Origin of the sequence: Kitasatospora sp. NPDC059599, from assembly GCF_042735125.1 — a bacterium.
GTDB lineage: Bacteria > Actinomycetota > Actinomycetes > Streptomycetales > Streptomycetaceae > Kitasatospora.
The window spans coordinates 1-26498 of the sequence record NZ_JBHWCL010000138.1 but is presented as its reverse complement, the minus strand read 5'-3'; the positions used below and the strand labels follow the sequence as shown (position 1 = coordinate 26498).

At 74.2% G+C, this 26498-nt stretch carries 20 protein-coding genes, 3 tRNA genes and 1 pseudogene; 3 read left to right on the top strand and 21 right to left on the bottom strand.

Annotation, left to right across the window (positions count from 1 at the left end; genetic code table 11):
- Nucleotides 1-253: 253 nt before the first annotated feature.
- The 8 genes from ACFV04_RS34400 to ACFV04_RS34365 all read right to left on the bottom strand — a co-directional run bounded on the left by ACFV04_RS34400 (nt 254) and on the right by ACFV04_RS34365 (nt 12860).
- A complete protein-coding gene (locus tag ACFV04_RS34400) occupies nt 254-2824 on the bottom strand; it encodes a ComEC/Rec2 family competence protein (protein ID WP_380534808.1) in 2571 nt (856 codons plus the stop codon).
- 132 nt (nt 2825-2956) lie between these two features.
- Nucleotides 2957-3985 carry a helix-hairpin-helix domain-containing protein gene (locus tag ACFV04_RS34395; protein WP_380534806.1) on the bottom strand — a complete coding sequence of 343 codons (1029 nt, stop codon included), beginning with the start codon at nt 3983-3985 and terminating at the stop codon, nt 2957-2959.
- Nucleotides 3986-4214: 229 nt separating this feature from the next.
- Nucleotides 4215-5060, bottom strand: a complete 846-nt coding sequence (locus ACFV04_RS34390; protein ID WP_360248656.1) for a DegV family protein — start codon at nt 5058-5060, stop codon at nt 4215-4217.
- 168 nt (nt 5061-5228) lie between these two features.
- Nucleotides 5229-6017 carry a hypothetical protein gene (locus ACFV04_RS34385; RefSeq protein WP_380534804.1) on the bottom strand — a complete coding sequence of 263 codons (789 nt, stop codon included), beginning with the start codon at nt 6015-6017 and terminating at the stop codon, nt 5229-5231.
- Nucleotides 6018-6355: 338 nt separating this feature from the next.
- A complete protein-coding gene (gene leuS / locus ACFV04_RS34380; RefSeq protein WP_380346977.1) occupies nt 6356-9244 on the bottom strand; it encodes a leucine--tRNA ligase in 2889 nt (962 codons plus the stop codon).
- A 412-nt stretch (nt 9245-9656) separates the two neighbouring features.
- On the bottom strand, nt 9657-10952 hold the full coding sequence (locus tag ACFV04_RS34375; RefSeq protein ID WP_380346976.1) for a hypothetical protein: 1296 nt from the start codon (nt 10950-10952) through the stop codon (nt 9657-9659).
- Between the two features lie 98 nt (nt 10953-11050).
- A tRNA-Ala gene (locus tag ACFV04_RS34370) sits at nt 11051-11123 on the bottom strand.
- A 297-nt stretch (nt 11124-11420) separates the two neighbouring features.
- Nucleotides 11421-12860: an MFS transporter gene (locus ACFV04_RS34365; RefSeq protein ID WP_380534801.1), complete on the bottom strand. Its 1440-nt coding sequence runs from the start codon at nt 12858-12860 to the stop codon at nt 11421-11423.
- 103 nt (nt 12861-12963) lie between these two features.
- On the opposite strand from ACFV04_RS34365, the gene ACFV04_RS34360 reads away from it, so the two are divergent.
- The gene (locus tag ACFV04_RS34360) at nt 12964-13866 is read left to right on the top strand and encodes a helix-turn-helix transcriptional regulator (RefSeq protein ID WP_380534799.1); all 903 of its coding nucleotides are present in this window, start codon (nt 12964-12966) and stop codon (nt 13864-13866) included.
- Nucleotides 13867-13966: 100 nt separating this feature from the next.
- Here ACFV04_RS34360 and ACFV04_RS34355 read toward each other — a convergent pair.
- The 8 genes from ACFV04_RS34355 to ACFV04_RS34320 form a co-directional block, all read right to left on the bottom strand.
- A tRNA-Ala gene (locus ACFV04_RS34355) sits at nt 13967-14039 on the bottom strand.
- A gap of 43 nt (nt 14040-14082) precedes the next feature.
- Nucleotides 14083-14155 (bottom strand) — tRNA-Ala (locus ACFV04_RS34350).
- Nucleotides 14156-14425: 270 nt separating this feature from the next.
- Nucleotides 14426-15076 (bottom strand): histidine phosphatase family protein, encoded by a 651-nt coding sequence (locus ACFV04_RS34345; protein WP_360249691.1) that lies wholly within the window; start codon nt 15074-15076, stop codon nt 14426-14428.
- Nucleotides 15073-15531: a ribosome silencing factor gene (rsfS, locus tag ACFV04_RS34340; protein WP_360248638.1), complete on the bottom strand. Its 459-nt coding sequence runs from the start codon at nt 15529-15531 to the stop codon at nt 15073-15075. The genes ACFV04_RS34345 and rsfS overlap by 4 nt, the downstream gene beginning before the upstream one ends.
- 261 nt (nt 15532-15792) lie before the next feature.
- Nucleotides 15793-17676, bottom strand: coding sequence for an LCP family protein (locus ACFV04_RS34335; RefSeq protein ID WP_380534797.1), 1884 nt, complete (start codon nt 17674-17676; stop codon nt 15793-15795).
- Nucleotides 17677-17690: 14 nt separating this feature from the next.
- A complete protein-coding gene (gene nadD, locus ACFV04_RS34330) occupies nt 17691-18323 on the bottom strand; it encodes a nicotinate-nucleotide adenylyltransferase (protein ID WP_360248632.1) in 633 nt (210 codons plus the stop codon).
- Between the two features lie 145 nt (nt 18324-18468).
- A complete protein-coding gene (locus ACFV04_RS34325) occupies nt 18469-18624 on the bottom strand; it encodes a hypothetical protein (RefSeq protein ID WP_167344219.1) in 156 nt (51 codons plus the stop codon).
- A gap of 232 nt (nt 18625-18856) precedes the next feature.
- Nucleotides 18857-19003, bottom strand: coding sequence for a hypothetical protein (locus ACFV04_RS34320; RefSeq protein ID WP_380346969.1), 147 nt, complete (start codon nt 19001-19003; stop codon nt 18857-18859).
- Between the two features lie 250 nt (nt 19004-19253).
- Here ACFV04_RS34320 and ACFV04_RS34315 point away from each other — a divergent pair, with 250 nt between their 5' ends.
- Entirely contained in the window at nt 19254-20342 is a 1089-nt protein-coding gene (locus ACFV04_RS34315; protein ID WP_380534794.1) for a M48 family metallopeptidase, read from the top strand.
- 236 nt (nt 20343-20578) lie between these two features.
- Here the strand turns inward: ACFV04_RS34315 and ACFV04_RS34310 are convergent, their stop codons facing one another.
- The 5 genes from ACFV04_RS34310 to proB all read right to left on the bottom strand — a co-directional run bounded on the left by ACFV04_RS34310 (nt 20579) and on the right by proB (nt 25833).
- Nucleotides 20579-21640, bottom strand: coding sequence for a hypothetical protein (locus ACFV04_RS34310; RefSeq protein WP_380346966.1), 1062 nt, complete (start codon nt 21638-21640; stop codon nt 20579-20581).
- Between the two features lie 144 nt (nt 21641-21784).
- Complete coding sequence (locus tag ACFV04_RS34305; RefSeq protein WP_360248621.1) at nt 21785-22363, bottom strand: hypothetical protein; 579 nt, start codon at nt 22361-22363, stop codon at nt 21785-21787.
- Between the two features lie 89 nt (nt 22364-22452).
- Nucleotides 22453-23775, bottom strand: coding sequence for a glutamate-5-semialdehyde dehydrogenase (locus tag ACFV04_RS34300; protein WP_380534792.1), 1323 nt, complete (start codon nt 23773-23775; stop codon nt 22453-22455).
- Nucleotides 23776-23999: 224 nt separating this feature from the next.
- The gene (locus tag ACFV04_RS34295) at nt 24000-24524 is read right to left on the bottom strand and encodes a hypothetical protein (RefSeq protein WP_360248615.1); all 525 of its coding nucleotides are present in this window, start codon (nt 24522-24524) and stop codon (nt 24000-24002) included.
- A gap of 172 nt (nt 24525-24696) precedes the next feature.
- On the bottom strand, nt 24697-25833 hold the full coding sequence (gene proB / locus ACFV04_RS34290; protein ID WP_360248613.1) for a glutamate 5-kinase: 1137 nt from the start codon (nt 25831-25833) through the stop codon (nt 24697-24699).
- A 314-nt stretch (nt 25834-26147) separates the two neighbouring features.
- On the opposite strand from proB, the pseudogene ACFV04_RS34285 reads away from it, so the two are divergent.
- Nucleotides 26148-26498: pseudogene (locus ACFV04_RS34285) on the top strand (hypothetical protein); the annotation flags it as partial.

Below are 26498 nucleotides of genomic sequence, written 5' to 3'. Positions count from 1 at the left end.
CACCACAGCCGCTCGGTGTCGACGAGCGTGCCGTCCATGTCGAACAGGACGGCCTGGAGGGGGAGTCGGGGGTGGGGGGTCACGTGTGGTTCTCTTTTCGTCGGTGGTCTGCTGCCGGTAGGGGGACCGGCGTCAACTGTCCTTGCGCTCGGCCACCAGCACGGCCCGCCGCCGCAGCGCCACGCTTCCTCCCAACCCCACTCCCTATCCCTTTCCCTTCCCCACGTGGTGGTTGGGAGGAGGACAGCGGACCTCACCCGGGCGGGGCCCGCGGTGCACCGGGGGCCTGTCCGGGACGGGTGGGGGCCGCTGAGTCGGCCGAGGCCCGGGCACGCGGCCGGTGGGCCGCGTGCCCGGGCTGCGGGTGGACGGATACACCGAGGGTGGCCGGGGAGTCGCCGGTCACCGCGATGTCACCCGCCAGGTCGGTCCGCAGCACTGCCGCACCGAGCGCGCGCAGCCGGTCGACCGTCTTCGGGGACGGGTGTCCGTACGCGTTGCCCTCACCGCAGGAGATGAGCGCCAGCCGGGGCCGCAGGGCACCGGTCAGACCCCAGTCCTGATGGGCCGAACCGTGATGCGCGACCTTCAGGACGTCGACCCTTCCCAGTCGCCCCGACAGGGCCGACTGGGCCGGCGGTTCGAGATCTCCGAGCAGTGCCATCCGTAGTCCTCCTGTCAGTGTCACCATCAGTGCGACGCTTGCGTTGTTCGCGCCGGGCGCCTCGATGTCCGACCCGGGAACGGGCCACACCACGTCCCAGGCCAACTCCGTTCCGATCGACCGCCGTTCGCCACGGCCGGCCCGCAGCAGCGGAACGCCGGCCCCGGCTGCCCAGCTCGCCGCCCGGGCCGCCTCGCCCGGCGGCTCGTCCAACGTCGTCCCCTCGACCGCACCGACCTTGCGGCCTCGCAACACCCCTGGTACGCCCTCGACATGGTCGGCGTGGAAGTGCGTCAACAGCAGCAGGGGCACGGTCGTGATGCCGAGGTCGCGCAGGCACCTGTCGGCGGCGCTCGGATCCGGACCGGCGTCGATCACCACCGCACTGTCCGGCGCACCGGCTGAAAGGGCCAACATGTCCCCCTGGCCGACGTCGCACATCGCCAGGCGCCACCCCGGTGGTGGCCAGCCGGTGGCGATCCGGCTGAGTTGCGGCGGGCGCAGCAGCACCGCCAGCAGGACCACCAGCAGCGCACCGGTGACCAGAGCCCGGACCGCCCTGCGCCGCGGACGGGCGGGTGCCCGGATGCCGGGCGCCGTGTGCCGGGGCAGCAGGAGCGGCGCCACCCAGCAGACGGCCAGGACCGCTACCGCGACCGTGACCGTCCCGAACCAGCCTCCTGGCCACGACAGTTGGCCTCCCGGCAGCTCGGCTCCGCGTCGAGCGACCAGGGCGAGCCAGCCGGCCGGCACCCCGGCCGGCACTGCGAGCAGACGGGCCAGGGCCGGGAGGAACGGATGCAGGGCGAGCACCCCGAAACCGAGCAGGGTCGCCGGGGCCACCGCCGGCTCGGCCAGTAGGTTGCACGGGATGCCGACCAGGCTGATGTGCCCGGAGAGCACCACCGTCACCGGTGCGCACAGTGCCTGCGCGGCTGCCGTCGCCGCGACGGCGCCCGCGAGGTGGTGCGGCCAGCGCCGAGCCCGCAAGGCCTCGGCCCAGTGCGGCCCGAGGACGAGCAGCCCGGCCGTGGCGAGCACCGAGAGCAGGAAGCCGAACGAGCGCGCCAGGAACGGGTCCAGCAGGACCAGTACCAGGACGGCCCCGGCGAGCGCGGGCACCGCCTGACGGGGCCGGCCGGTGGCGAGGGCCAGCATGCCGATCAGTCCCGTCCCGGCTGCCCGCAGCACACTGGGCTCGGGGCGGCACACGGTCACGAAGGCCAGCGTCAGCCCCGTGCCGAGCAGGGCGCAGGTCCGCAGGGGGAGCCCCAGTACGGGTGCGAGCCCGCGCCGTTCCGGGGTGCCTGCCTGGCCGGGTGCGCCCAGCAGCGCACCGAGGACGATGGCCAGGTTGGCCCCGCTGACCGCCACCAGGTGGACCAGGTCGGTGGCCCGGAACGCGTCTTCGAGGTCGTCGGGCAGCCGCGAGGTGTCGCCGACGGTCAGGCCCGGGAGCAGCCCGCGCGCATCCGGCGGGAGCCCGTCGGTGGCGGTGCGCAGGCCGGCGCGCAGTCGTCCGGCGATCCGCTGGGGCAGGCTCGGCGGTGCCAGCTGCCGGGGCGGGCCGTGGACGACCAGGAGCGCCGCGGATTCGGTGTCGTGGCCCTCGCCCGTGGGCTGCACTTCGACCTCCACGGACAGCCGTTGGGACGGGAGCATCCGCTGCCAGGCCTCGCCGTCGGCCCCTCGGACCAGGACGGTCACGGGTGTACGCGTCCGGGTGGCCGGCCCGTCCGGGAGGAGGGTGACCCGGTCGGCCAGGGCGTCCACGGTGAGCAGCGGCTGCCCACCGGTTGTGCCGCCCCGGGAGGTGCGGACTTCGGGGTCTCCCGCGATGGTCAGCTCCACCTCCACCGCCCGGGCGGGAGCGTCCGGCGACCGTGGCACGGTGTGTTCGGCCGCGCGGGCGAGTTCGGGCAGCGGGCCCCGGTGCAGGTCGGCGGTGTGCAGCGGGGTCGCGATCGCGGCCGCCGCTCCGGTGAGCAGGACGGCGGCGAGCGTCACCCCGGCCCCTTGTCGGCGCAGGACGCCCGGCCGGACGAGCAGCAGGACGGCCGCGAGCGCGGCGGCTCCCGCCGTCGCGAGGACGAGGGCCGTGTACCTCGCCTCCAGGCCGAGGAGCGCCGCCGTGACCACCCAGGCCGAGACGGCGGGCAACAGCAGTCGGAAGTCGGTGCCGGAGGGGTGGGCATGCGGGATCGATGCGGTGGTGGACAGGGCGGCACCTCCCTTCGGAGTGAGCGGGACGGACGGACGAGCGGACGAGCGGACGAGCGGGCGGCGGATGCGTCAGAGGGTGAGCAGCGGCCTGAGTTCGGCGTACGTACGGGCCCCGATGCCGCTGACCTGCCGGAGCTGGTCGACGGAGCGGAAGGAGCCGTGCGACGTGCGGTAGGCCAGGATGCGCTGGGCAAGGGTCGGACCGACGCCGGGGAGGGTGTCCAACTGTTCGAGGGTGGCGCGGTTGAGGCTGACTGCCGGCCGGGGTACGGCGGGCCCCGGCGGTCCGCCGTCGCCGGCGGTTCCGGCGGCCGGCGCGGGTGCGGCGGGCTGCTCACCGACGACCAGCTGTTCACCGTCCGTCAGGAAGCGGGCCAGGTTGAGGTTCCTGGTGTCCGTCTCCGGCAGCACGCCGCCTGCGGCCCGCAGGCCGTCGGCCACTCGCGAGCCGCCGGGCAGGGTGTGCAGCCCCGGGGCGTGGACCCGTCCGCCGATGTCGACCACGACGGCCGCACTGACACCGCTCTCGGCGCCGGCACCGGCCCTGGTTGCCGCACCGGCAGGGCCGCCTCCGGCCGCACCGACCCCGCTCCCTGATGCTGCGTCGACGGATGCCGCCATGTCCGGATCCTGATGCGCCGAGGCGGCTGCCAGCGCGGGAACAGCGACGGTCTCCGGCCTGGCCAGCCAGAAGTGCTGGACGGCGTAGCCGACCGCGAACAGCAGCAGGATGACCAATCCGGCCACCGCACGCCGGTCGAGCGCCACGGCCGGAGTGAACGAACCGAAGCGCGGGCGGGCCGCGGCATCCGGTGGATCCGGGGCGGGGTCCCGATCCATGACGGGGTCCGGACGGGCTCGACCGTCCGCGCCCGGAGGCCACGGCGTCGCACCCGTCGGCGGCCCGGTGGCAGGCCACTCCCCCGTCGCGGTCGAGGCAGCGCCCTCGGCCGCCCCCGGGGAGCCTCCCCCGCCTCCTCCGGCGCCACGGCCGCCGTCCGTCGGCGCTTCGCCCGCCGGCAGCAGTGCCGCCATCCGCAGCCGCACCGTCTCGTTGATCGTCTGGCGCTTCGCCGCGCCCAGGCCCATGGTCGTCATGCCGAGGACGGTAGGAGTCCTCCGGCGGACATGCGGAAATTGCCGAAATCCTGTGGATAACCCGGGGGTTGTGGACAAAGCACGTCACTCACACGAGTGATCGAGACCCTCGGAAGTTGACCAGAGGATGCCCCGTCACCGATCCCCGGCCCCGCGTCCCGAACCCCGATCCCCGGCCCCACGCCCCGCGCGCCGTCGGCCACACCACCCCACCTGCCCGCCGCCCCCGTCAGCGCGGTGCGACCACCACCGCGAGCAGCCCCGGCCCGACGTGCGCGCCGATCACCGCCCCCACCTCGCCGACGTAGAGCTCCCGCAGCCCCGGCACCCGCGCCCGCAGCCGCTCCGCGAGCGGTTCGGCCCGGTCCTCGGCAGCCAGGTGGTGCACGGTGATGTCGACGTCCCGCTCCCCCGACCGCTCGACCGCGATCTCCTCCAGCCGCGCGATCGCCCGCGACGCCGTCCGCACCTTCTCCAGCGGCTCGATCCGCCCCCCGTCCAGGTGCAGCAGCGGCTTGACCGCCAGCGCCGACCCGAGCAGGGCCCGCGCCGTCCCGATCCGCCCGCCGCGGCGCAGGTGCTCCAGGGTGTCGACGTAGAAGAACCCGCTGGTGTCCGCCGCACGCCGGCCCGCCGCCTCGGCCGCCTCCGCGAGGCCCTGCCCCGCGGCGATCGCCTCGGCCGCCGCCAGCACCCCGTACCCGAGCGCCATCCCGACCAGCCGGCTGTCCACCACCCGCACCGGTACGGGTGCCTCGGCGGCCGCCAGTCGGGCCGCCTCGACGGTGCCGGACAGCTCGCCCGAGATGTGCACGGAGACGATCCCCTTCGCCCCGGCTTCGGCGGCCGCCCGGTAGGTCGCCGCGAAGGTTTCCGGGTTCGGCCGGGAGGTGGTCACCCGCTGCTTGCCGCGCAGCGCCTCGGCAACGTCCTTCGGGGAGATCTCGACGCCCTCGCTCAGGACCGAGTCACCGACCGCGACGCTCAGCGGGACCACCGTGATCCCGTGCCGGTCGAGGGCCTCCTGCGGCAGGTAGGCCGTGGAATCGGTGACAAGCGCGAGGTCGGAGGGCATGAGGCGGAGGTTACTCCCCGTTGGTGCGCGAGGACAGCGCCCGTCGGCGAAGGGCCGTGCCCCGGCCACGACATGCCCGCGACGCGTTCTCGACGTACCCTCGACGCGCCGCTGCACGCCCGGCGACCGACGACCGGCGACCGGTCCCGGCCGGAGACGGGGAGCGGGTCAGCCCGCCGAGGATCCCGTCGACGGCTTCCGCAGCCGCTGCGCCAGCTTGGCCAGCGGGTCGGCGAGACCCAGCAGTTCCTCGGCGCTCGGACGGCTCTTCCCGTCCGTCAGCCCCGCCCGAGCCTGTCCCCCAGCCCCCGAACCGGCCCCCGCACCCGGCCGCGACCCGGGCCGCGCGCCGGCGCCGGTACCCGCACCGGACCCCGCCGCCGGGCCCGCGGAACCGGGTCCCACGCCGTCCCAGTGCCGCAGCGCCCCGGCCTCGCTCTCGCACTCCTGGCCGAGCCGGCGCAGTTCGTCGTCCGCGAACCGGTGCATCCGGTCCTGTGCGGCCCAGCGCATGGTCTCCGCCGCGTGCGTGATCCGCTCGGCCCGCTCCCGGAGCTCCGGCAGCTTGGCGGCGATCCGCGCGGTGTCCGGCTCGCGTTCGAGCATCCGCAGCTCGCCGTCGAGCTCGGCAGCGTGGGCGTCGAGCCGGGTCAGCAGGGCGAGCGACTCGCTGAGCTGACCGTCCTGTTCGAGTCCGCCCTCCAGCACCTGCCGGGTGCCGTCGAGCGAGGTCCGCAGGCCGAGCCGGACGGTGGCGATCTGCGCGGGCGGGCCGATCCTGGTGTACGTCTTCGCCTTGAGGGTGGCGGTCTCGACGGCACGGCGGGCGTTGGCCTCGTGCTTCTCGATCTTCACGCCGACGGCCTTGGCCGCTTTGACCGTGCCGACCACCGCCATGGCGACCACCGCGATCCCGATGAGCAGGACCAAGCCGATCATCACGCCGAACACGTCCATCGCGCGCCACCTTCCGCCGCCGTTTCGGCCCCCACCGCGCCCAACGCGGGCCGCATCGCCATGGGTTCCAAGGTAGCGCCGGATCGCTCGCCGGGGCGGCCCGAACGGGCCCGGCGGCCGGAGATCAGGGTCAGATCCGGGATCTCCCCGAGGGCCCGGGCCCGTCCGACGCCGCATCGCAGTCACGGAACCGCACCGCACCCACGGAGCGCCGAAGCACGCACCGAGAACACCCCGCCCGAGAGCATCAGTCCGACAGCATCAGTCCGAGACCACCCCGCCCGAAAGCACCGGGCGGGCGCCCCGAAGGACGCCCGCCCGGTCGGTTACGGCCGGTGTCAGCCGGTGACGATGTTCACCAGCTTCGGGGCCCGCGCGATCACCTTGCGCACCTCCGCGCCGCCGATCGCCGCGACGACCGCCGGCTCCGCCAGCGCCAGCGCCTCCAGCTCGGCGTCCGAGATGCTCGGAGCGACCTCCAGCCGGGCCTTCACCTTGCCCTTGATCTGCACCACGCAGGTCACCGTCTCGTCCACCACGTACGCCGGGTCGGCGACCGGGTAGTCGGTGTGCGCCAGCGACTCGCCGTGGCCCAGGCGGCGCCACAGCTCCTCGGCGACGTGCGGGGCCAGCGGCGCGACCATCAGCACCAGCTGCTCGGCCACCGCCCGCGGCGTCGAGCCGCGCTTGACCAGGTAGTTGTTCAGCTCGATGGCCTTGGCGACGGCCGTGTTGAAGCGCAGCCCGGCCATGTCGCCGCGGATGCCGTCGATGGCCTTGTGCAGGGCGCGCAGCGTGGCCTCGTCCGGGGCCTCGTCGGTGACGACCAGCTCGCCGGTGGTCTCCGAGACGACGTTGCGCCACAGTCGCTGCAGGAAGCGGTACGAACCGACGACGGCGCGGGTGTCCCACGGGCGGGAGACGTCCAGCGGGCCCATCGACATCTCGTACAGGCGCAGCGTGTCGGCGCCGTACTCGTCGGCGATGTCGTCGGGCGCGACGGCGTTCTTCAGGGACTTGCCCATCTTCCCGGCTTCGCGCTTGACCGGCTCGCCCTGCCAGGAGTACTGGCCGTCGCGCTCCTCGACCTCGGCGGCGGGCACCGGGAAGCCGCGCTCGTCGCGGTAGACGTCGGCGGTGATCATGCCCTGGTTGAACAGCTTGTGGAACGGCTCGACGGACGAGACGTGGCCCAGGTCGTGCAGCACCTTGTGCCAGAAGCGCGCGTACAGCAGGTGCAGGACGGCGTGCTCGGCACCGCCGACGTACAGGTCGGCGCCGCCGGCGGGCTTGGTCTCGGTGGGGCCCAGCCAGTACTGCTCGTTGGCCGGGTCGACGACCGCGGAGGAGTTCGCCGGGTCGACGTAGCGCAGCTCGTACCAGCACGAACCCGCCCAGTTGGGCATGGTGTTGGTCTCGCGGCGGTACTTCTTCGGTCCGTCGCCCAGGTCCAGCTCGACGTTGACCCAGGCCTCGTTGCGGGACAGCGGGGTCTCGGGCGAGGAGCTGGAGTCGAAGGCGTCGTAGGTGCGCGGCGAGTAGTCGTCGACCTCGGGGACCTCGACCGGCAGCATCGACTCGGGCAGGGCGTGCATGACGCCGTCCTCGTCGTAGACGATCGGGAAGGGCTCGCCCCAGTACCGCTGGCGGCTGAACAGCCAGTCGCGCAGACGGTAGTTGACGGTGCCCTCGCCGATGCCGCGCTCGGCCAGCCAGGCGGTGGCGCGGGCCTTGGCGTCGACGACGCTCAGGCCGTCCAGCGACAGGTCGCCTTCCTCGCGGGCGGAGCCGACGATGACGGAGTCGTAGGTGTCGAAGGCGTCGTCCCACTGTGCCGGGTCCTGGCCGCGACCGTCCGTCGGCTCGACGACGCAGCGCATCGGCAGGGCGAAGGCGCGGGCGAAGGCGAAGTCACGGTGGTCGTGGGCGGGGACGGCCATGATGGCGCCGGTGCCGTAGCCCATCAGGACGTAGTCGGCGATGAAGACCGGGACGGACGCGCCGCTGACCGGGTTGGTCGCGTAGGCGCCGGTGAAGACGCCGGTCTTGACCTTGGCGTCGACCTGGCGCTCGACGTCCGACTTGGCGGCGGCCGTGGCGCGGTAGGCGGCGACGGCCTCGGCGGGGGTGGCGGCACCGCCGGTCCACTCGGCGGGCACGTCCTGCGGCCAGGCGGCGGGGACGATCGAGTCGACCAGGCCGTGCTCGGGGGCCAGCACCATGTAGGTGGCGCCGAACAGGGTGTCGGGGCGGGTGGTGAAGACGGTGATCGGCTCGCCGGAGCCGACCGCGAAGTCCACCCGGGCGCCTTCGGAGCGGCCGATCCAGTTGCGCTGCTGCAGCTTGATGGCCTCGGGCCAGTCCAGCAGGTCCAGGTCCTCGATCAGGCGGTCGGAGTACGCGGTGATGCGCATCATCCACTGGCGCAGGTTGGACTTGAACACCGGGAAGTTGCCGCGCTCGGAGCGGCCGTCCGCGGTGACCTCCTCGTTGGCCAGCACGGTGCCCAGGCCGGGGCACCAGTTGACCGGCACCTCCTTGGCGTACGCCAGGCGGTACTCGCCCAGCGTCTCGTCGCGCTCGGCGGCGGACAGCGACGCCCACGGGCGGCCGTCCGGGGTCTGCCGCTCACCGGACTCGAAGGCGGCGATCAGCTCGGTGATCGGCCGGGCCTTGCGGGCGGTGTCGTCGTACCAGGAGTTGAAGATCTGCAGGAAGATCCACTGGGTCCAGCGGTAGTAGTCCGGGTCGATCGTGGAGATCGAGCGGCGCGGGTCGTGGCCCAGGCCCAGCCGGCGCAGCTGCTGGCGCATGTTGGCGATGTTGGCCTCGGTGGAGACCCGCGGGTGGGTGCCGGTCTGCACCGCGTACTGCTCGGCGGGCAGGCCGAAGGCGTCGTAGCCCAGCGTGTGCAGCACGTTGTGGCCGGTCATCCGCTGGTAGCGGGCGAAGACGTCGGTGGCGATGTAGCCCAGCGGGTGGCCGACGTGCAGGCCCGCGCCCGAGGGGTACGGGAACATGTCCATGATGAAGCTGTGCGGCCTCGCGGCGACGTCACCGGCCGACGGGTCGGCCAGCGCACCGGTGGGGTTGGGGGCGTGGAAGGTGCCCTCCTTCTCCCAGATGTCCTGCCAGCGGGACTCGATCTCGGCCGCCAGCGCGGCGCTGTACCGGAACGGCTCGGTCGCGGTCTCGGACGCGCCGGACGCAGGGGTCGTCTCGCTCATGGTCCTTCAAGCTCCATCGATGTCGGTGGGCGAACCGTGCGGGCGCCCGGCCGGTGGGACCCCGCCCGGGTCGGGGCCGGGGGCGGAAAACAAAAAAGCCCCTCGCAGGAGGGGACGCCACGCCGACTCCGGCACCGCCCGAGGGCGCAGCCGGTCCTGGTCAGCGCGGCCGGCTAAGGAGCAGGCGCACGGTTCGCATGGGCTCAGGGTACCGCAAGCACATCGGCGCGCTCCCGGGTATACCGCCGGGACGGCCCTCCGAGCGGCGCCACGGCGGCCTCGGCCCGCGACCCCGGCGACACCACGACGGCCCCACCGCCCCGCCCCACCGGCCCCACCAGCCCGACACCACAGCAGCCACAGCAGCCACAGCAGCCACAGCCAAAGCCGCAGCCACAGCACCACGGCGACCTCACCGCGACGCCGCCCGCCCCGCCGCATCGAAGTCCCGCAGCGCCTTCGCCAGCCGCTCGGACTGCATCCCCGCCGCGAGCGAGCGTGCCAGCGCCGCGGTGCGGGCCGCCTCCCGCTGGTCGCCGAGCCGCCGGTGGGTCTCGGCGAGGCGCACCATCAGCAGCGCCTTGGAGCGCGCCCGCCCGGGCCCCAGCCCGGCCACGGCCTCCGCGAGCAGGGCCTTCGCGGGCCGGTACCGGCCGAGCGCCAGCCGTCCCTCGCCGACCATCCCGGCGAGGGAGGCACGGGCCTCCTCGGCGCCGGGCACGCCGTCCAGTTCGGCGAAGGCCCGGGTGGCGGCGGCCTCGGCCCGCTCCGGCTCGTCCCGGCGGCCGTGGGCACGGGAGAGCCGGCCGAGCTGGCGGGCCCGCCCGTTGGGGCCGAGGGCGGCGCCGTGGGTCTCCAGGGCGGTTTCCAGTGCGGAGACGGCGTCCAAGCCGCGTCCGCCGGGGCCCTGCGTGGCGAGCACCACCAGCGCGCCGAGCACGGCGACCCCGAGCCTGGGGTCGCCGCTGACGTGGGCGGCGCGCAGCGCGGCGACGAAGGCGCGCTGCGCGGCGGCGTCGTGGCCGAGGTCGTACGCGGCCCATCCGGCCAGCCGGGCGAGCCGGCTGGCCGTGCCGTACAGCTCGCGGCCCAGCCGTTCGTCGTACGCGCCCAGTTCCAGCAGTTTCGCCAGCATGGCGAGTTCGGCGCGGGTGGGGCCGAGGACGAGGCCTCCGCCGCAGGAGCGTTCGAGGCGTTGTTTGCTGCGGTAGGACAGGCCGAGCTCGCCGACCAGGCCGGCCTCGACGCGCAGCGCGCCCTCGCCGCCCCCGACGGGTGGTGGCGGCGAGTCGAGCCGGGCGGCGGCCTGGTCGAGGTCGGCGTTGCGGAAGAGGTCGGTGAGGCGGACCGGCCCGGCGTCGGTGGCGGCCTCGCGCAGCGCGGTCTGGGCGGTGTCGGCGGTCCACGGGTCGGTGAGCAGCCGGGGCGAGAGGATCTTGGCGCCGCGGTGGCCGCCCATCCGGCCCCAGAGCTGCTCGTAGGTGACGGCGATGCCGAGGGTGCGGCTGAGCACTTCGCAGACCGCCTGGTCGTGCGGGCTGCGCGGCACCATGCCGCGGTCGCGCCACTTGTACGGGGCGGTGGAGCTGATGGCCAGGCCCGGTGGCAGTGCGAGGCTCACCTCACGGGCGAGCCGTTCCGGGCTCCAACCGAGCTGGTGGAGTATCCGGGCCAGTTCCTCGTTCCGCCTTCGCTCCAGATCGGCCATGGCACGACGGTAGCGGGATTCCGGCCCCTCCCGCCGGTGGGAGCGTCGAAACAGCAGAGAGCCGCCTCCCGTTCCCGGGAGGCGGCTCTCGACTTCTGTGGAGCTATGGGGAATTGAACCCCAGACCTCTTGCATGCCATGCAAGCGCTCTACCAACTGAGCTATAGCCCCTTGACCTGCGATGCCACCGGGTCTTTCGGCCGTTTCCGTCCGGTTTCCCTCGGCGACATCGATTACTTTACACGGTCCTGGGCGTGCTCCAGAAATCCGTTTCCCGGGGCCCGCCGCGGGGGCGCCCGGGAGGACGCCGGGAGCCCCCTGCCGGCGCCCTCCCGGAAGCGTTCCCCCGCGACCGCCCCCGCCCCCAGCCACGCGCGCGCCCCCTCCCGTGCCCCCGCCCGCGGCCACGCGCGCCCCCGCACGCGCTCCCTCCCGCACCCCTCCCGCGGCCACGCACGCGCTCGTCCGCTACCGCGCCGCCCGCCGGCTGCGCGCGGCGAAGCCCGCAGCGGCCAGCACCGCGACGGCGTTGACCAGCAGTGTGGTCCGCAGCGCGTGCCCGGACTCGGCGGCCGGCGCCGGCAGGTCGACCTGTCCGAGGAACACCGAGCCGAGCACCGCGACCCCGACCACCTGCCCCAGCTGGATGACGGTCACCATCACCCCGCTGGCGTCGGCCGCGTCCTCGGGCGCCACGCCCGCGAGCGCCCGGGCGAACAGCGGCGCGTACGCGCAGCCGGCGATGAGACCGAGCACGGCCATTTCCGCCAGCGGCCCCGCGCCGATCTCGGCGCCGTCGCCGAGGAGCAGACCCAGCAACAGGTAGCCGCCGCCGAGGAACACCCCGGCGAGCATCGGCAGGGTCCCGTGCAGCCGCCCGGGCAGCCGGTGCCAGTGCATGCTGGACAGGCCGAAGCCGATCGCGACGGGCGCCGAGCAGAGCCCGGCCTTCAGGGCGGTGTGGCCGAGCGCGGCCTGCTGGTGCAGGGCGAAGGAGAACATGAAGCCGGCGAAGGCCGCCATGATCGCGAACAGTCCGGCCGCCGCCGGCCGCAGTCCGGGGGCGCTCAGCACCCGTCCGGGGATCAGCGGCTGCCCTCCGTTCCGGGCGATCCGGCGCTCGACCGCCACGAACAGGCCGAACAGCAGCACGCCGCCCGCGATCATCGCCCAGCCCCAGGCGGGCCAGCCGAGCTCGTGGCCGAGGACGAGCGGCACCACGAGCAGGCCGAGCGCCGCGCCGAGCACCACCAGGCCGGGGATGTCGAAGCCGCGCGAGGCGTCGCCGGGGAGCCGGGGCAGCAGCCGGGCGCCGGCCGCCAGCAGCAGCACGCCGATCGGCACGTTGACCAGGAAGACGGGCCGCCACCCGCTGCCGAACAGGTCGGCGCTGACCAGCACGCCGCCGAGCACCTGGCCGAGTGCCATGCCGCCGGCCAGCACCGCCGAGTAGAGGCCGAGCGCCCGGGTGCGGGCGGCACCGGTGAAGGTGCGCTGCAGCAGGCTCATCACCTGGGGCACCATCAGCGCCGAGCCGGCGCCCTGGAGCAGCCGGAAGGCGATCAGCCAGCCGGTGGTCGGGGCGAGGCCGCAGGCCAACGAGGCGGCGGTGAAGGCGGCCAGGCCGAACTGGAACAGCCGGCTGTAGCCGTACCGGGCGCCCAGCCGGGCCCCGGTGATGAGCAGTACGGCGTAGGCGATGGTGTAGCCGGCGATCACCAGCTGCAGGGCGGCGCCCGAGGCGCCGAGGTCGGTGCGGATGGTGGGTACCGCGACGTTGACGATGGAGACGTCGAGCACGGCCATGAACTGTCCGCACAGGACGAGCGTGAGGAGCAGCCCGGGCCGTACGGCCGGGACTGCGGTGGTGCCTCCGGCCACGCCGGGCCGGATCTGGAGGTCCGTCATGGCCACCAGCCTGCGGCCGTGCCGGTACTGGTGGTTAGAGCCTGCTGATCCTGGTACTGGCAGCACCTGTATCGCCCGCCGGGCCTGCGGCACGATGGTGGCCATGACCGTCCTGGAGGAACTCCCCGCTGCCGCCCCGGGCGGGCGCGACCGCCGCCGCTCCGAGCTGGCCCGCTTCCTGAAGGCCTGCCGGGCGCGGGTGACCCCGGAGGAGGTCGGGCTGCCGCCGGGGCTGCGCCGCCGGACTCCGGGGCTGCGGCGCGAGGAGGTCGCGCAGCTCGCCGGGGTCGGGGTCACCTGGTACACGTGGCTGGAGCAGGGACGGCCGATCAACGCGAGCGAGCAGGTGCTCCTGGCGGTGGCCCGGGCGCTGCGGCTGGACGGCACCGAGCGCGAGCACCTGTTCCGGCTGGCCGGGATGTCCCCGTCGCCGCACGCGCAGCCGGCCGCGCCGGAGCTGAGCCCGTCGATCCGGGTGATCCTGGACTCGCTCGCCCCGCTGCCTGCGGCGGTCTCCAACACCCGGTTCGACGTGCTGAGTTACAACGGGCCGTACCGTTCGCTGTTCGGCACCGAGCGGATGCGCCCGTCCCGCGGGGCCGCCTTCAACAGCCTCTGGTGCATGCTGACCGCCCCGCCGTGCTGCAACCCGTGCGGGAACCGCGACGAGGCGCTGCCGCGGATGGTGGCGGTGCTGCGCTCGGCCTACGGCAAGCACGTGGGCGAGCCGGCCTGGGAGGAGCACGTGCAGCGGCTGTCGGCGCGCAGCGCGTTGTTCCGGGAGTTGTGGGACCGGCAGGAGGTGGCACCGCCGGAGACCTGGTTGCGGTTGTTCCGCCACCCGCGGCTCGGGGTGCTGCGGCTGAACGCCACCTACCTGACGATGCCGGGCGTGCCGGAGTGCTACATCGTGGTGTACGTGCCGGCGAGCCCGGAGGACCAGGAGCGGGTGGAGCAGCTCGACTCGCTGCCGCCGGGCGGCTGGACGCACATCTGCGAGCTGTGACGGGCACTCGGGGAGGGCGGCGGGACCAACGCTCGCGCGAGCCCCGGGACGAAACGCCGGGAGGCCGCCACCCGATGGGTGACGGCCTCCCGAACTGCTGTGGAGCTATGGGGAATTGAACCCCAGACCTCTTGCATGCCATGCAAGCGCTCTACCAACTGAGCTATAGCCCCGCGACACGGACGACCCTGGCTGACCACGACCGCCGATGCGGAGTGGAGCTATGGGGAATTGAACCCCAGACCTCTTGCATGCCATGCAAGCGCTCTACCAACTGAGCTATAGCCCCGCACTCACCGGATCTCCCGCTTCCCTTCCGGGCCGCGTTCCTTCCCTGCGAACGAGGAAGACTCTAGCTGGTCAGGGCCGGAACTGCGAAATCCGTTCCTTCGAGGCCCCCGCCCGCCCGTGCCATGTCCTCGCGGCGGGCGCCCGTACCCGGAACGCCCGAGCCGGAACACCCCATCCGGAACACCCCTACCCGGAACACCCGAGCCGGAACACCCGAGCGGGACGCCCGAGCCGGACGCCCGCACCCGGACGCCCGTGCCGGAACCGCTCAGGTGTCGTCGCCGATGACCGGCTGCGGGAGCGTTCCCGCGTTGTGCTCCAGCAGGCGCCAGCCGCGCGATCCCTGGCCGAGCACCGACCAGCAGCAGTTGGACAGCCCGCCGAAGCGCTCCCACTGGGCCGGCTCCAGGTCGAGCAGCCGTCCGAGCATCGTGCGGATCGTCCCGCCGTGGCTGACCACGACCAGGGTGCCGTCGTCCGGCAGCTTGGCGGCGGCCTCCAGCACCACGGGCACCGAGCGGTCGGCGACCTCGGTGGCCAGCTCGCCGCCCCCGCCTCGGCGCACCGGCTCTCCGGCCGCCCAGGCCGCGTACTCCTCGGGGAAGCGTTCGCGGATCTCGGCGTTGGTCAGGCCCTGCCAGGAGCCCGCGTAGGTCTCCCGCAGGCCCTCGTGGTGCGTCACGTCGAGCCCGGTGACCTTGGCGAGCTCCTCTGCGGTGCGCCGGGCGCGCTCGAGGTCCGAGGAGATCAGCAGGTCGGGGCGGAGCCCGGAGAGCAGCCGGGCGGCCCGCTGCGCCTGGAGGACGCCCTGGCCGGTCAGCTCGATGTCCGTGGTGCCCTGGAAGCGCGATTCGAGGTTCCAGGAGGTCTGGCCGTGCCTCCAGAAGACGATGCGCGGGCCCCGCGCGCTGCGGCTCAGTGCAGGTCCTCGGGCTTGCCGAAGTCGTCGGCCGGGGCGACGGCGTTGCCGGCCACGTCGGTGTGGGCGTCGGGGCGGTTGCGGGAGGCCAGGGCGTCCTCGGGCAGCGTCAGCTCGGGGCAGTCCTTCCAGAGGCGGTCCAGCGAGTAGAAGGAGCGCTCCTCGGAGTGCTGGACGTGCACGACGATGTCCAGGTAGTCGAGCAGGATCCAGCGGCCATCGCGCTCGCCCTCGCGGCGCACCGGCTTGATGTCCAGCTGCTCGCGCAGCTGGTCCTCGATCTCCTCGGCGATCGCGCGGACCTGGCGGTCGTTGTTCGCGGAGGCGATCAGGAAGGCGTCGGTGATCGACAGCACCTCGCTGACGTCGAAGGCGATGATGTTGTTCGCGAGCTTGTCGGCCGCCGCCTGCGCGGCGACGGTGATGAGCTGCTGGCTGTGGTCGGTGACGGTCACGGTGTTCTTCCGGCTCGGCGGCTTGGGGCTGCACCCCGGCGCACGGCCGGGGTCGCCTTCCAGGATCTCACGCCGCCCGGGCGGGCCCGGAACCGTTTTCCGCGCCGGCCCCGGCCGCGTGCGCCACGGACCGGCCGCCGCGCCGCCGGGCCCCGCGCGGCGGGTGCCGCCCGGGGCCGGGCCGCCGCGCGGACGCGGACCGGACCGACCGGCGGGACGGCCTGGCCGTCCCGCCGCTCCGGAGCCGCCCACCGGGCCGGGCTACTGGCCCTTCGGCAGCTGGTAGTCCTTGCCGAGCACGACCAGCAGGTCCGCGTTCTGGGTGTCGCCGGTCACCTTCTTCACCGCCGTGTCCGGCAGGCCGAGGCTGGTCGCCAGCGACTTCGCCGCGGCCTGCCGGGCGTCGTCGGTGTAGCGGATCTCACTGGTGGCCTGCGCGGCGGACTTGGCGCCGCCGGGGATGAAGGTCAGACCCGAGTTGACGATCTGGACCTGCGCGGCCGCGCCCGCCGCGTCGTTGCCGCTGGCGTCCTGCAGTGCGACCCGGGCCGGGGCGTCACCGGCGGCCGCGGACTTCACGGTGCCGCCGAGCACGTCCTTGACCTGCTTGCCCGCGGTCGCCTCGTCCAGGCTGCCGTCCGGCTTGACGGTCAGCGCGGTGGTGGAGACGTGGCCGTCCTTCGCCTGCTCGGCGAGCTGGGCGAGCACCCCGGCGAGGGCGTCCTCGGGCAGCGAGGGGTCGAGCACCGCGTTCATCCGGTGCACGTCGTCCTTGGCGTCCTTGAACTCGGTCGGCATGGTGCGCACCACCGCCTCCATGACCTGTCCGAACCGGGCCAGCTGGGCGTCCCGGTTCTCGCCGGCGTTCTGCAGGGTGGCGTACGCGACCGCGGCCTTCCCGCTGAGCATGGTGTTCTTCCCGGCTGCGGACAGCAGTTTGCCGTCCGGCTTGCCGCCCTCGTGGGTCTCGGCGTTGGTGTCCACCCGGACGCCGCCGAGCTGGGAGACCAGCAGTTCCAGGTACGGGGTGTCCAGCCGCCAGGTGCCCGCGACCGGGGCGCCGAGCACGGTGGCCAGGCCCTCCCGGGTCGCCGAGGCGCCGATGGTGTCCATGGCCTGGCCGATCGTGGTGACCGGCGGGTCGGCGGGGCCGGGCAGCCGCAGGTTGTCGGGCAGCAGCAGCACCGTGGCCTTCTTGCCGGAGGCGTCGTCGACGAGCAGCGCGCTGGACACCTTGCCCTGCAGGTCGCGCAGGTGGACGACGTTGACCTTGCGCCCGCCGGCCGCGGCGGCCGCGGTCGGCTTGTCGCCGGTGAACCACAGGTAGCCGCCGACGCCGCCCGCCGCGAGCGCCACCACCACGCCGAGGCCGATCAGCCGGTTGCGCAGCTTGCGGCGGCGCTCGGCCCGGACCTCGCTGCGGGACTCGGCGAACTTCAGCCAGTCGATGACGTCCTCGGTCTCCTCCGCCTCCTCGTCGACGAAGGTGAACTCGCCCGTGGTGTAGCTGTCCTTGGGTGCCTTGCTCCCGCCCTTGCCGCCCCGGGCCCCGGCGACCTGCTCGGACGGTGCCGCGGCCTTGGCCGGAGCCGCCTCGGCGGCGGGCCGGGACACCCGCGGCCGCGGCGTCACCGGAGCGGTCGCGGCGGTGGCCGCAGGAGCGACGGGCGCGGCGGGAGCGGCCGGCGCGGTGCCCCCGGGCTGCGCCTGCGGCTCGGCGACGACCGGGGCGGCGGCGGCCTGGTACGGCTGCTGGTAGCCCTGGTACCCCTGCTGCCGGCCGTACGGGTCCTGGGTGTACACCGGCTGCCCGTACTGGTCGTACTGCGGCTGCTCGTACTGCCCCTGCTCGTACGACTGCTGCTGCGGGAACTGCCCGGCCTGTCCGGTCTGCCCGGGTTGCCCGGTCTGCTGGTACCCGTCGTACCCCTGGTACCCCTGCTGCTGGTAGCCGTACGGGTCCTGGGTGTACACCGGCTGCCCGTACTGGTCGTACTGCGGCTGCTCGTACTGCCCCTGCTCGTACGACTGCTGCTGCGGGTGCTGCGAGTACTGGTACTCCTGGCCCTGCCCCTGGTACGGCTGCTGGTACTGCCCGGTCGACCAGTCCTCCGGCCGCTGCTGGCCGCCGCTGCGTTCGGTCATGCGCCGCTCCTGGCTCAGGTCCCGCGCGGCGCGTACAGCGCCCGCTTGTCGATGTAGCGGACCACGCCGTCCGGGACGAGGTACCAGACCGGCTCGCCCTTGGCGACCCGGTTGCGGCAGTCCGTGGAGGAGATGGCCAGCGCCGGGACCTCCACCAGGGAGACCCCGCCCACCGGAAGCCCGGCGTCCGAGAGAGTGTGCCCCGGGCGGGTGCACCCGATGAAGTGGGCCAGCGAGAAGAGCTCGTCGGAGTCGCGCCAGGACAGGATCTGGGCGAGCGCGTCGGCGCCGGTGATGAAGAAGAGGTCGGCGTCCGGGTGCAGGGCGTGCAGGTCGCGCAGGGTGTCGACGGTGTAGGTGGGGCCCTTGCGGTCGATGTCGATCCGGCTGACGGAGAACTGCGGGTTCTCGGCGGTGGCGATGACCGTCATCAGGTAGCGGTCCTCGGCCGGGGTGACGTGGCGGTCGCTCTTCTGCCACGGCTGCCCGGTCGGAACGAAGATCACCTCGTCCAGGCGGAACGCGCTCGCGACCTCACTGGCGGCGACGAGGTGGCCGTGGTGGATCGGGTCGAAGGTCCCGCCCATCACGCCGAGGCGCTTCTTCACCGGTTCCGGTCCGCCGGGATTCCCGGCCTGCTCTCCCATGCCGCCACACCTTACGCGACGCCCGTTACGGTGCGGGAACGCCCGGGTGGGGGTTGCCGGCAGACCCCGTGGGGGTTGCCCGCAGATGCGTGAGGGAGCGGCCGGCCGGTGGCCGGACGCTCCCCTGGCGGTCCGCGGAGCGGGCTCAGCGGTCCCGGTTGAAGCGGGTGGTGACGAAGAGCAGGAGCAGCAGGATCACCAGGGCGGCGCCACCCGTCAGGAGCGGGTTCAGGCTGTCGTGGTTGCCCCCCTCGCCCTCGGCGAGCAGGTTCAGAACGGGGAGTGCGGCGGCAGTGCTCATGGTCGGCGGGACCTTCTCGGCTCGGTGAACGGACCTGGGGGTGGTACCGGGCCGGCGAGGGCCCACCCGTCATCGTACGGGGGGTTACACGGCAACCGCTCGGCGGCCCACCGCCACTGACCGGGCGTGAGCCCGCACGAGCCGGACCGGGCTCGGAGGCCCTGCCGCCGGCCCGTGCGGGCGACTGCACCGGGGCCGGATCAGCGACCGGACCAGCCGTCCCGGCCGGGGTCTAGTTGCCGCGGAAGGCGCGGGCCATCACCCAGACCAGCAGGCCGATGCCCACGAAGGACGCGATCACGATGATCCGCAGGAAGAGGCCCGGGCCGGCCTCGTCGGAGATGGGTGAGGCCAGGCTGACAAGCGCGTCGGTGGACATCTGCGGGGCTCCTCGAACTGCTCGGTACCGCGGCCGGGTCCGGTCTCGGTGGTCCAGGGCATTCAGGGTAAACCGGCCTCACACCGGCGCCGGCCACCGGCCCCTCCGGCGCGACCGGGCCCGCACGTACGCTGCTCCCCGGGGACGAGTACGCAACCACGGACGTTGCACAGACAGTCGTTTCAGGCGAAGACCAGTGGGGGGCCGGCCAGCGGGCCGCAGCCGCCGTCGACCAGGAGGTACTCAGACCATGACCGACACGACCGCGAAGACCCCGAGCCGCCGCCGCGAGCGCTTCCCCGGGATCTCCACCCGGGCCTGGGAGCACCCGGCGGACCGTTCGGCGCTGGTCGCCCTGCGCAAGCTGACGGGCTTCGACGACGTCCTGAAGAAGCTCGCCGGGCTGGTCTCCGGGCGCGCGATCCGGCTGATGTTCCTGGCCACCGCGGTCAAGACCTCCGAGCGCCAGTTCCCCGAGCTGTACGACATGGTGCGCGACACCGCCTACGTGCTCGACCTGGAGCAGGTGCCGGACCTGTACGTGACCCAGGACCCGACGGTCAACGCGTTCACCATCGGCATCGACACCCCGATCATCGTGGTCACCAGCGGCCTGGTCGAGCTGCTCGACGAGGAGGAGCTGCGCTCGGTCATCGGCCACGAGGTGGGCCACGCGATGTCCGGCCACGCCGTCTACCGGACGATGCTGATGATCCTCACCAACATCGCCGCCCGGATCGCCTGGGTGCCGCTCGGCAACCTGGCGATCATGGCCATCGTCACGGCGCTCAAGGAGTGGTTCCGCAAGGCCGAGCTGTCCAGCGACCGGGCCGGCCTGCTCGCCGGGCAGGACCTCCAGGCGTCCATGCGGGCCCTGATGAAGCTGGCCGGCGGGCACAACCTGGCCGAGATGAACGTCGACGCGTTCCTGGAGCAGGCCGAGGAGTACGAGAAGGCCGGCGACCTGCGCGACGGCGTGCTCAAGCTGCTCCAGGTGCTGCCGCAGACCCACCCCTTCGCGGTGGTCCGGGTCGCCCAGCTCAAGAAGTGGGCGGAGAGCGACGAGTACCGCTCGATCATGACGGGCGCCTACCCCCGCCGCGCGGACGACCCGGACACCTCGGTCGGCGAGCAGTGGAAGGCCGCCGCCGACCACTACACGACCTCGGTGAAGGAGAGCAAGGACCCGCTGATGGGCCTGATCCGCGACGTCGCCGGCGGCGCCGCGACCGTGGGCGGCAAGCTCCGCGACACCTTCACCGGCGCCGCCCGCAGCGGTTCGAACGGGTCCAGCGGCTCGAACGGCTCGAACGGTTCGGCCGACCACGGCGACAGCTGAGCGCCGACACCCCGGGCCGCGGGCCCTGAGGCCCTGAGGCCCTGAACAGCGGCCCGCACGCCGGGCCCGCACACCGACGACGGCCGGTGACCCACCCGGGTCACCGGCCGTCCGCCCGCCTGCTCGCCCCGACACCCATCCGATGCTCACCCGACACCCAGCGGGAACGCCGGGAACGCCGGGAACGCAGTGGAACGCCGGAAGCCCGCCGGGTGCCCCGCGACCGCCCCCGGGCCTCAGCTGCCCGCCAGCACCCCGCACACCTGCCACGCCGGCCTGGCGTGGTTGCCGGGGTCGACCGGCGTCGGCGGCGCGACCGCCGTGCCCTGCGCGGTGGCCAGCACCGGCTGCAGGAAGCCCGCCATCGAGGTGCCGCAGGGCGCGGGCCCGGCCTGCAGCACCGAGTCCACCAGCCGCAGCTGCGCCGAGGCCAGGTCGACCCGGTCGAACTGGAAGGTCAGCTGCCGCCGCACGGTCTCCAGGGTGACGGGTGCTCCGGCCGGGGCGCCGGCCGGCTTCAGCGCGTAGACGAAGGTGTGGTCGGTGGTGATCTCCAGCGTCCCGCTGTCCGCCTCGTCGATCCGCATCGCGCCGACCACCTTCACGGTGTCCGACGCCAGCGCGACCTGCGCCGGGTCGAAGCGGACCATCCAGCCGGTCACCGCGTGGTGCCGGTCGTCCACGGGCTGGGTCACGCTCGCGTCGAACTCCGCCTGCTCACCGGGCGTGACGAAGGCGCGCACGTCCGCGGTGGCGCCCTGGACCAGGGCGGTCGGGGCGAGCGAGGAGGCGACCAGGTAGCGCTGGACGGTGTCGAGCGCCTTGGTGACCTCGACCCGGCTGAAGTGCTCGGTGGCCGCGCCGGTCGGGGTGTTCAGCCCGATGGTGCCGTCCCCGTAGCCGGCCGGCAGCGCGGCGAAGGGGTTCGCCGGGTCGGCCGCCGGGTGGACGGCCGACGCCGGGCTCAACGCGACCAGGCTGACGGTCAGTTGACTTCCCTCGGGCCGGGCAGGGACGCCCCTCGGCGAGCTGACCCCGAAGTACACCGCGGCCCCGAAGGCGGCCAGGATGAGCAGCAGCAGGGCGAGCGCCTGGCGCGGCACGGAGCCCAGCGGGCCGAGCCGGACCCGTTGCCGGGTGGCCTTGCCGAAGGAGCCCGCCAGCCGCTCCCGGGCGGACAGCTCCTGGATCCGGGCAGCACGGACGAACGATTCGTCGAAGACGACGGACCGGAATTCGTCCTCGTTGCCGGAACCGCCCTCGGGCGGACCCTCAGGAGGCTCTCGCGGGTCACCCATAACACCAGGGTAGGCGGACACCCGCGCCGCCACGAGGGCCCCTGCGCAGATTCCCGGGGACACTCCGTGACCACCGCCCCGGGCGTGCGCCGCCCCGGGCCGTCCCTGCCGCGCGGTCCGACCGTGCACCGCCCCGGGCAAGCCCTAACCCGCGGGTGCGGTGACCAGCGACGGCTCGGCCGGCACGGGTCGCGGTTCCACCCCGGCACTGCTGCTGCCGGACCCCGGTCTGCCCGGCGTGCCCGACGAGCCCGTGCCCTGGTAGACCGCCGCGACCGCCACCGCGACCAGGCTCACGCCCATGATCACGGCGAGCACCCAGGCCACCGGCCGGTGCCAGCGCTGCTGGGCCACGTACCGGCCGCGGGCGCGCACCGGGTCGTAGCCGCGCCGCCACCGGCGTCGGCCCCGTCGGTCGGCCGACCGGCCCGGCCCCGACCACGGGTCGGGGTAGAGGTGGTCCGCGTCGAGTCCGCTCGGGTACGGGCGCAGCTCCAGCGGGAGCCCGTCTCCGGCCGAGACGTCACAGTGCCAACCCGGGCCCGCGGTGTCCGGCTCGAACCTGGCCTCGGCAGCGGCGAGTTGCCGCTCCTTGGCAGTCGGCTCGTGCACGGCGGCGGACCGGACGAAGGCCTCATCGAAGACCACGGTGGCGAACTCGTCGTCCGCACCACCGTGGTCGGCGCCGTCGGGGTACGGCAAGCCCCCCACATCCTCAGCCACGGATTCAGCGTATTACCGGGCGGGCGTTTTGTCTGTGGCTCCCGGCAGTTGGTCCGTCACACGTGTGACGGACCCGGCCGGTGCACCGCTCAGCGGACGTCCGGGGCCCCGCCGACAGTCTGCGACGCCTCGCCCCGGACGTGCCCGTCACCGGTGACGATGTACTTGGTGCTGGTCAGCTCGGGCAGGCCCATCGGGCCGCGGGCGTGCAGCTTCTGGGTGGAGATGCCGATCTCCGCGCCGAAGCCGAACTCGCCGCCGTCGGTGAAGCGGGTGGAGGCGTTGACGGCCACCGTGGTCGAGTCGACCAGCTGGGTGAAGCGCCGGGCGGCGGCCTGCGAGGTGGTGACGATCGCCTCGGTGTGGCCGGAGGACCAGCGGCGGATGTGCTCGACGGCGGCCTCCAGCGAGGGCACCACCGCTGCGGCCAGGTCCAGCGAGAGGTACTCGGCGCCCCAGTCCTCGTCGGTCGCGGGCACCGCGGTGACCGGTCCGCCCTCGGCGGCCTTGAGCACCGCCTCGTCGCCGTGCACGGTGACCCCGGCCTCGGCAAGGGCGGCCAGCGCGAGCGGCAGGAAGGCGTCCGCGACGTCCTGGTGGACCAGCAGCGTCTCGGCCGAGTTGCAGACGCTGACCCGCTGCGCCTTGGAGTTCAGCAGGATGCCGACGGCCATCGCCAGGTCGGTCTCGGCGTCCACGTAGACGTGGCAGTTGCCGGTGCCGGTCTCGATCACGGGGACGGTCGAGCCCTCGACGACGGTGCGGATCAGCGAGGCGCCGCCGCGCGGGATCAGCACGTCGACCAGGCCGCGGGCGCGCATCAGCTCCTGCACGGAGTCGCGGCTCTCCCCCGGCACGAGCTGGATCGCGTCGGCAGGCAGCCCGGCCGCGGCGACGGCGTCGCGCAGGACGGCGACCAGCGCGGTGTTGGAGCGGTAGGCCGACGCGGAGCCGCGCAGCAGCACGGCGTTGCCCGACTTGAGGCAGAGCGCGGCGGCGTCGGCGGTGACGTTCGGGCGGGCCTCGTAGATGATCCCGACCACGCCGAGCGGCACCCGCACCTGCCGCACGTCCAGGCCGTTCGGCAGGGTGTAGCCGCGCACCACCTCGCCGACCGGGTCGGGCAGGCCGACGACGTCGCGCACGTCGGAGGCGATCGCGGCGATCCGCTCGTCGGTGAGGGTCAGCCGGTCGACGACCGACTCGGCCGTCCCGGCCTCGCGGGCCCGGGCCACGTCCTCGGCGTTGGCCGCGACGATCTCCGCGCTACGGGCTACCAGCGCGTCCGCGATCGCCAGCAGCGCGGTGTCCTTGGCCCTGCGCGGCAGCGGGGCGAGCGCGGCGGCGGCCTCCCGGGCTCGGCGCGCTACGGCGAGGACGGGGCTGTCGGCGGTGGCGAGGTCGCTGGTCATGCCGCCAAGGGTAGCGACTGCGCCCGCCCCGCCCGCCCGGTATTTCGCCCGGTGAGACGCGGCCCGGGACGCGCCACCGGCCCGCACCGCCCCGGTCCGGACGCCCCGTCCGGACACCCCGGCACGGGCACACGCCCCACCCGGCCCGGACACCCCGGCACGGGCACACGCCCCACCCGGCCCGGACACCCCGGCACGGGCACACGCCCCACCCGGCCCGGAACTCAGTACGGGTGCACGCCGCCCAGGTGCGGCGACGGCTCACCGAAGCCTTCCGCCACCCGCTTGTGGTACGTCGCCCGGTCGACCACCTCCAACCCGACGATCTCCCACGGCGGCAGGTTCGCGGTGACCTTGTGCTCGCCCCAGAGCCGCAGCGCGATCGCCGCCGCGTCGTGCAGGTCCCGGGCCTGCTCCCAGTACCGGATCTCGGCGTGGTCGGCCGCGTAGCGGGCGGTCAGGAAGAACGAGTGGTCGTGCGCCAGCCGCTCCAGCGAGACGCGCAGCGTGGACAGCGGGGTGACCTGCCCGGCCACGCTCAGCACCACGTGCCACAGCCGCGCCTGTTCGGGCACGGTGGGCGGCTCCGCCGCGTCCGTGCGCTGGGGCCGTAGCCCGCGCGCCCCGCCGGGCCTCTGGGGCGGCGGACCGGCCGGCTCGGCGGGGCCGTCCCCGCGGCCGCCGTCGATGCTGGTCAGCCGCCGGCCCGCCGTCCCTCCGGTCAGCGCTGCCTCGCGCCTGCGTTCCACCGGCGGCCTCCTGTTCGGCGATCACGTGTCGTCCCCACCGGCCCCGTCGACCTTCGGCCGACCGGTACGGCTGCGCCCCTCCTCGCCCACGGCCGGGCCGCTCCCGGTACGGAGCGGCCCTCCGTCCGCGCTGCGCCGATCGGCCGGCGGCCGGTGCCGGCCCGCCGGCCGGTCAGCCGCGCAGAACGACCAGGTCGTCGCGGTGGACGACCTCGCGTTCGTACGCGGCGCCGAACTCCTGGGCCAGGTCGCGGGTGGACCGGCCGAGCAGGCGGGGCAACTCCCTCGCATCAAAGTTGACCAGTCCGCGAGCCACGATGTGGCCGTTTTCGGCAAGAAGGTCCACCGGATCACCCGCGGCGAACTCCCCGTCCACCTTGGTGACCCCGGCCGGCAGCAGCGAGGCACCGGCGGAGACGACCGCCTCGACGGCGCCCGCGTCCAGGTGCAGGGCGCCGCGCGGGCTGCTCGCGTGGGCCAGCCAGAGCATCCGGTCGGAGGTGCGGGCGCCGGTGCGCAGGAAGAGCGTGCCGGTGGGGCGGCCGGCCAGCGCGTCGGCGGCGTGGCTGGCCGCGGTGAGCACGACCGGGATGCCCGCGCCGGTGGCGATCCGGGCGGCCTCGACCTTGGTGACCATGCCGCCGGTGCCGACCCCGGCCTTGCCCGCGCTGCCGATCTCGATGCCGTCGAGGTCGTGCGCGCCGCTCACCCGGGCGATCCGGCTGGTGCCGGGGCGGGACGGGTCGCCGTCGTAGAGGCCGTCCACGTCGGAGAGCAGCACCAGCAGGTCGGCCCGGACGAGGTGGGCGACCAGCGCGGCGAGCCGGTCGTTGTCGCCGAACTTGATTTCGGCGGTGGCGACGGTGTCGTTCTCGTTGACGATCGGCATCGCGCCCATCGCCAGCAGCTGGTCCAGGGTGCGGTAGGCGTTGCGGTAGTGGGCACGTCGGCTGGCGTCCTCGGCGGTGAGCAGCACCTGGCCGACCCGGATGCCGTACCGGGCGAAGGACGCGGTGTAGCGGGCGACCAGCAGGCCTTGGCCGACGCTGGCGGCGGCCTGCTGGCGGGCCAGGTCCTTGGGCCGCTTGTCCAGGCCGAGCGGGGCGAGTCCGGCGGCGATGGCGCCGGAGGAGACGAGGACGACCTCCGGGGCGTCGGGGCCGCTGCGCACCTTGGCAAGCGCGTCGACCAGGGCGTCGACGCGGTCGGCGTCCAGGCCGCCGGTGGCCGTGGTGAGGGATGAGGAGCCGACCTTGACCACGATCCGCCGTGCGGTCAGCACCTCCTCCCGCAGGGAGTCCTCGCTCATCTCGCTGTACGCCTTTCCGGTGTGGTGCGGGTACGGCGGGCCCGGGCCCGGCCGTCACTCCCGAAATCTACGCGATTCGCGCAGGTCTCCCGAAGGTCGTTTCACCGGCTGGACCCGGCCTGGTCACGGGCTTGCCACAGCCCTTCCGCCAAGCCGGATGGCTGGTATGGTCCCTGACCGAAAGCCAGATCGGGGGACGGCTTCTTGCCCGCTGGACCCATTTCGTCTTCGACCCTTCCTGTCACGAGAGGGCGGTGCCGCACTGGGCAGGCCGGCAACGGTTCGCGGCTGCGCGCCCAGGAGAAAAGCGCATCATGCGTTCGTACACCACCAAGCTGACCGTCGCCGCCCTGGCGGCGGCAACCGCCCTGTCCCTCGCAGCCTGCGGCCCGGACAACGCGGACACCCCGGCCGGTACCGGCGGCGCCACCGGTGCCGCTCCGGCTCCGACCAGCGGCGCCCCGGGCGACACCGCCGGAGGCGCGGCCACCGCGGGCGCCGGCGGCGCGGGCGCGGCCGGCGGTTCGACCGCCGCCCCGACGGGCGGTGCCACCGGCGCGGCCACGGGCGGTGCGGCCACCGGCGGGGCCGGTACGGCCGGCGCCGCGGGCGGCGGGGGCGGCGGGGGGGAGCTGCCGCCGGGCGGGCCCCCCCGGGGGTTTGGG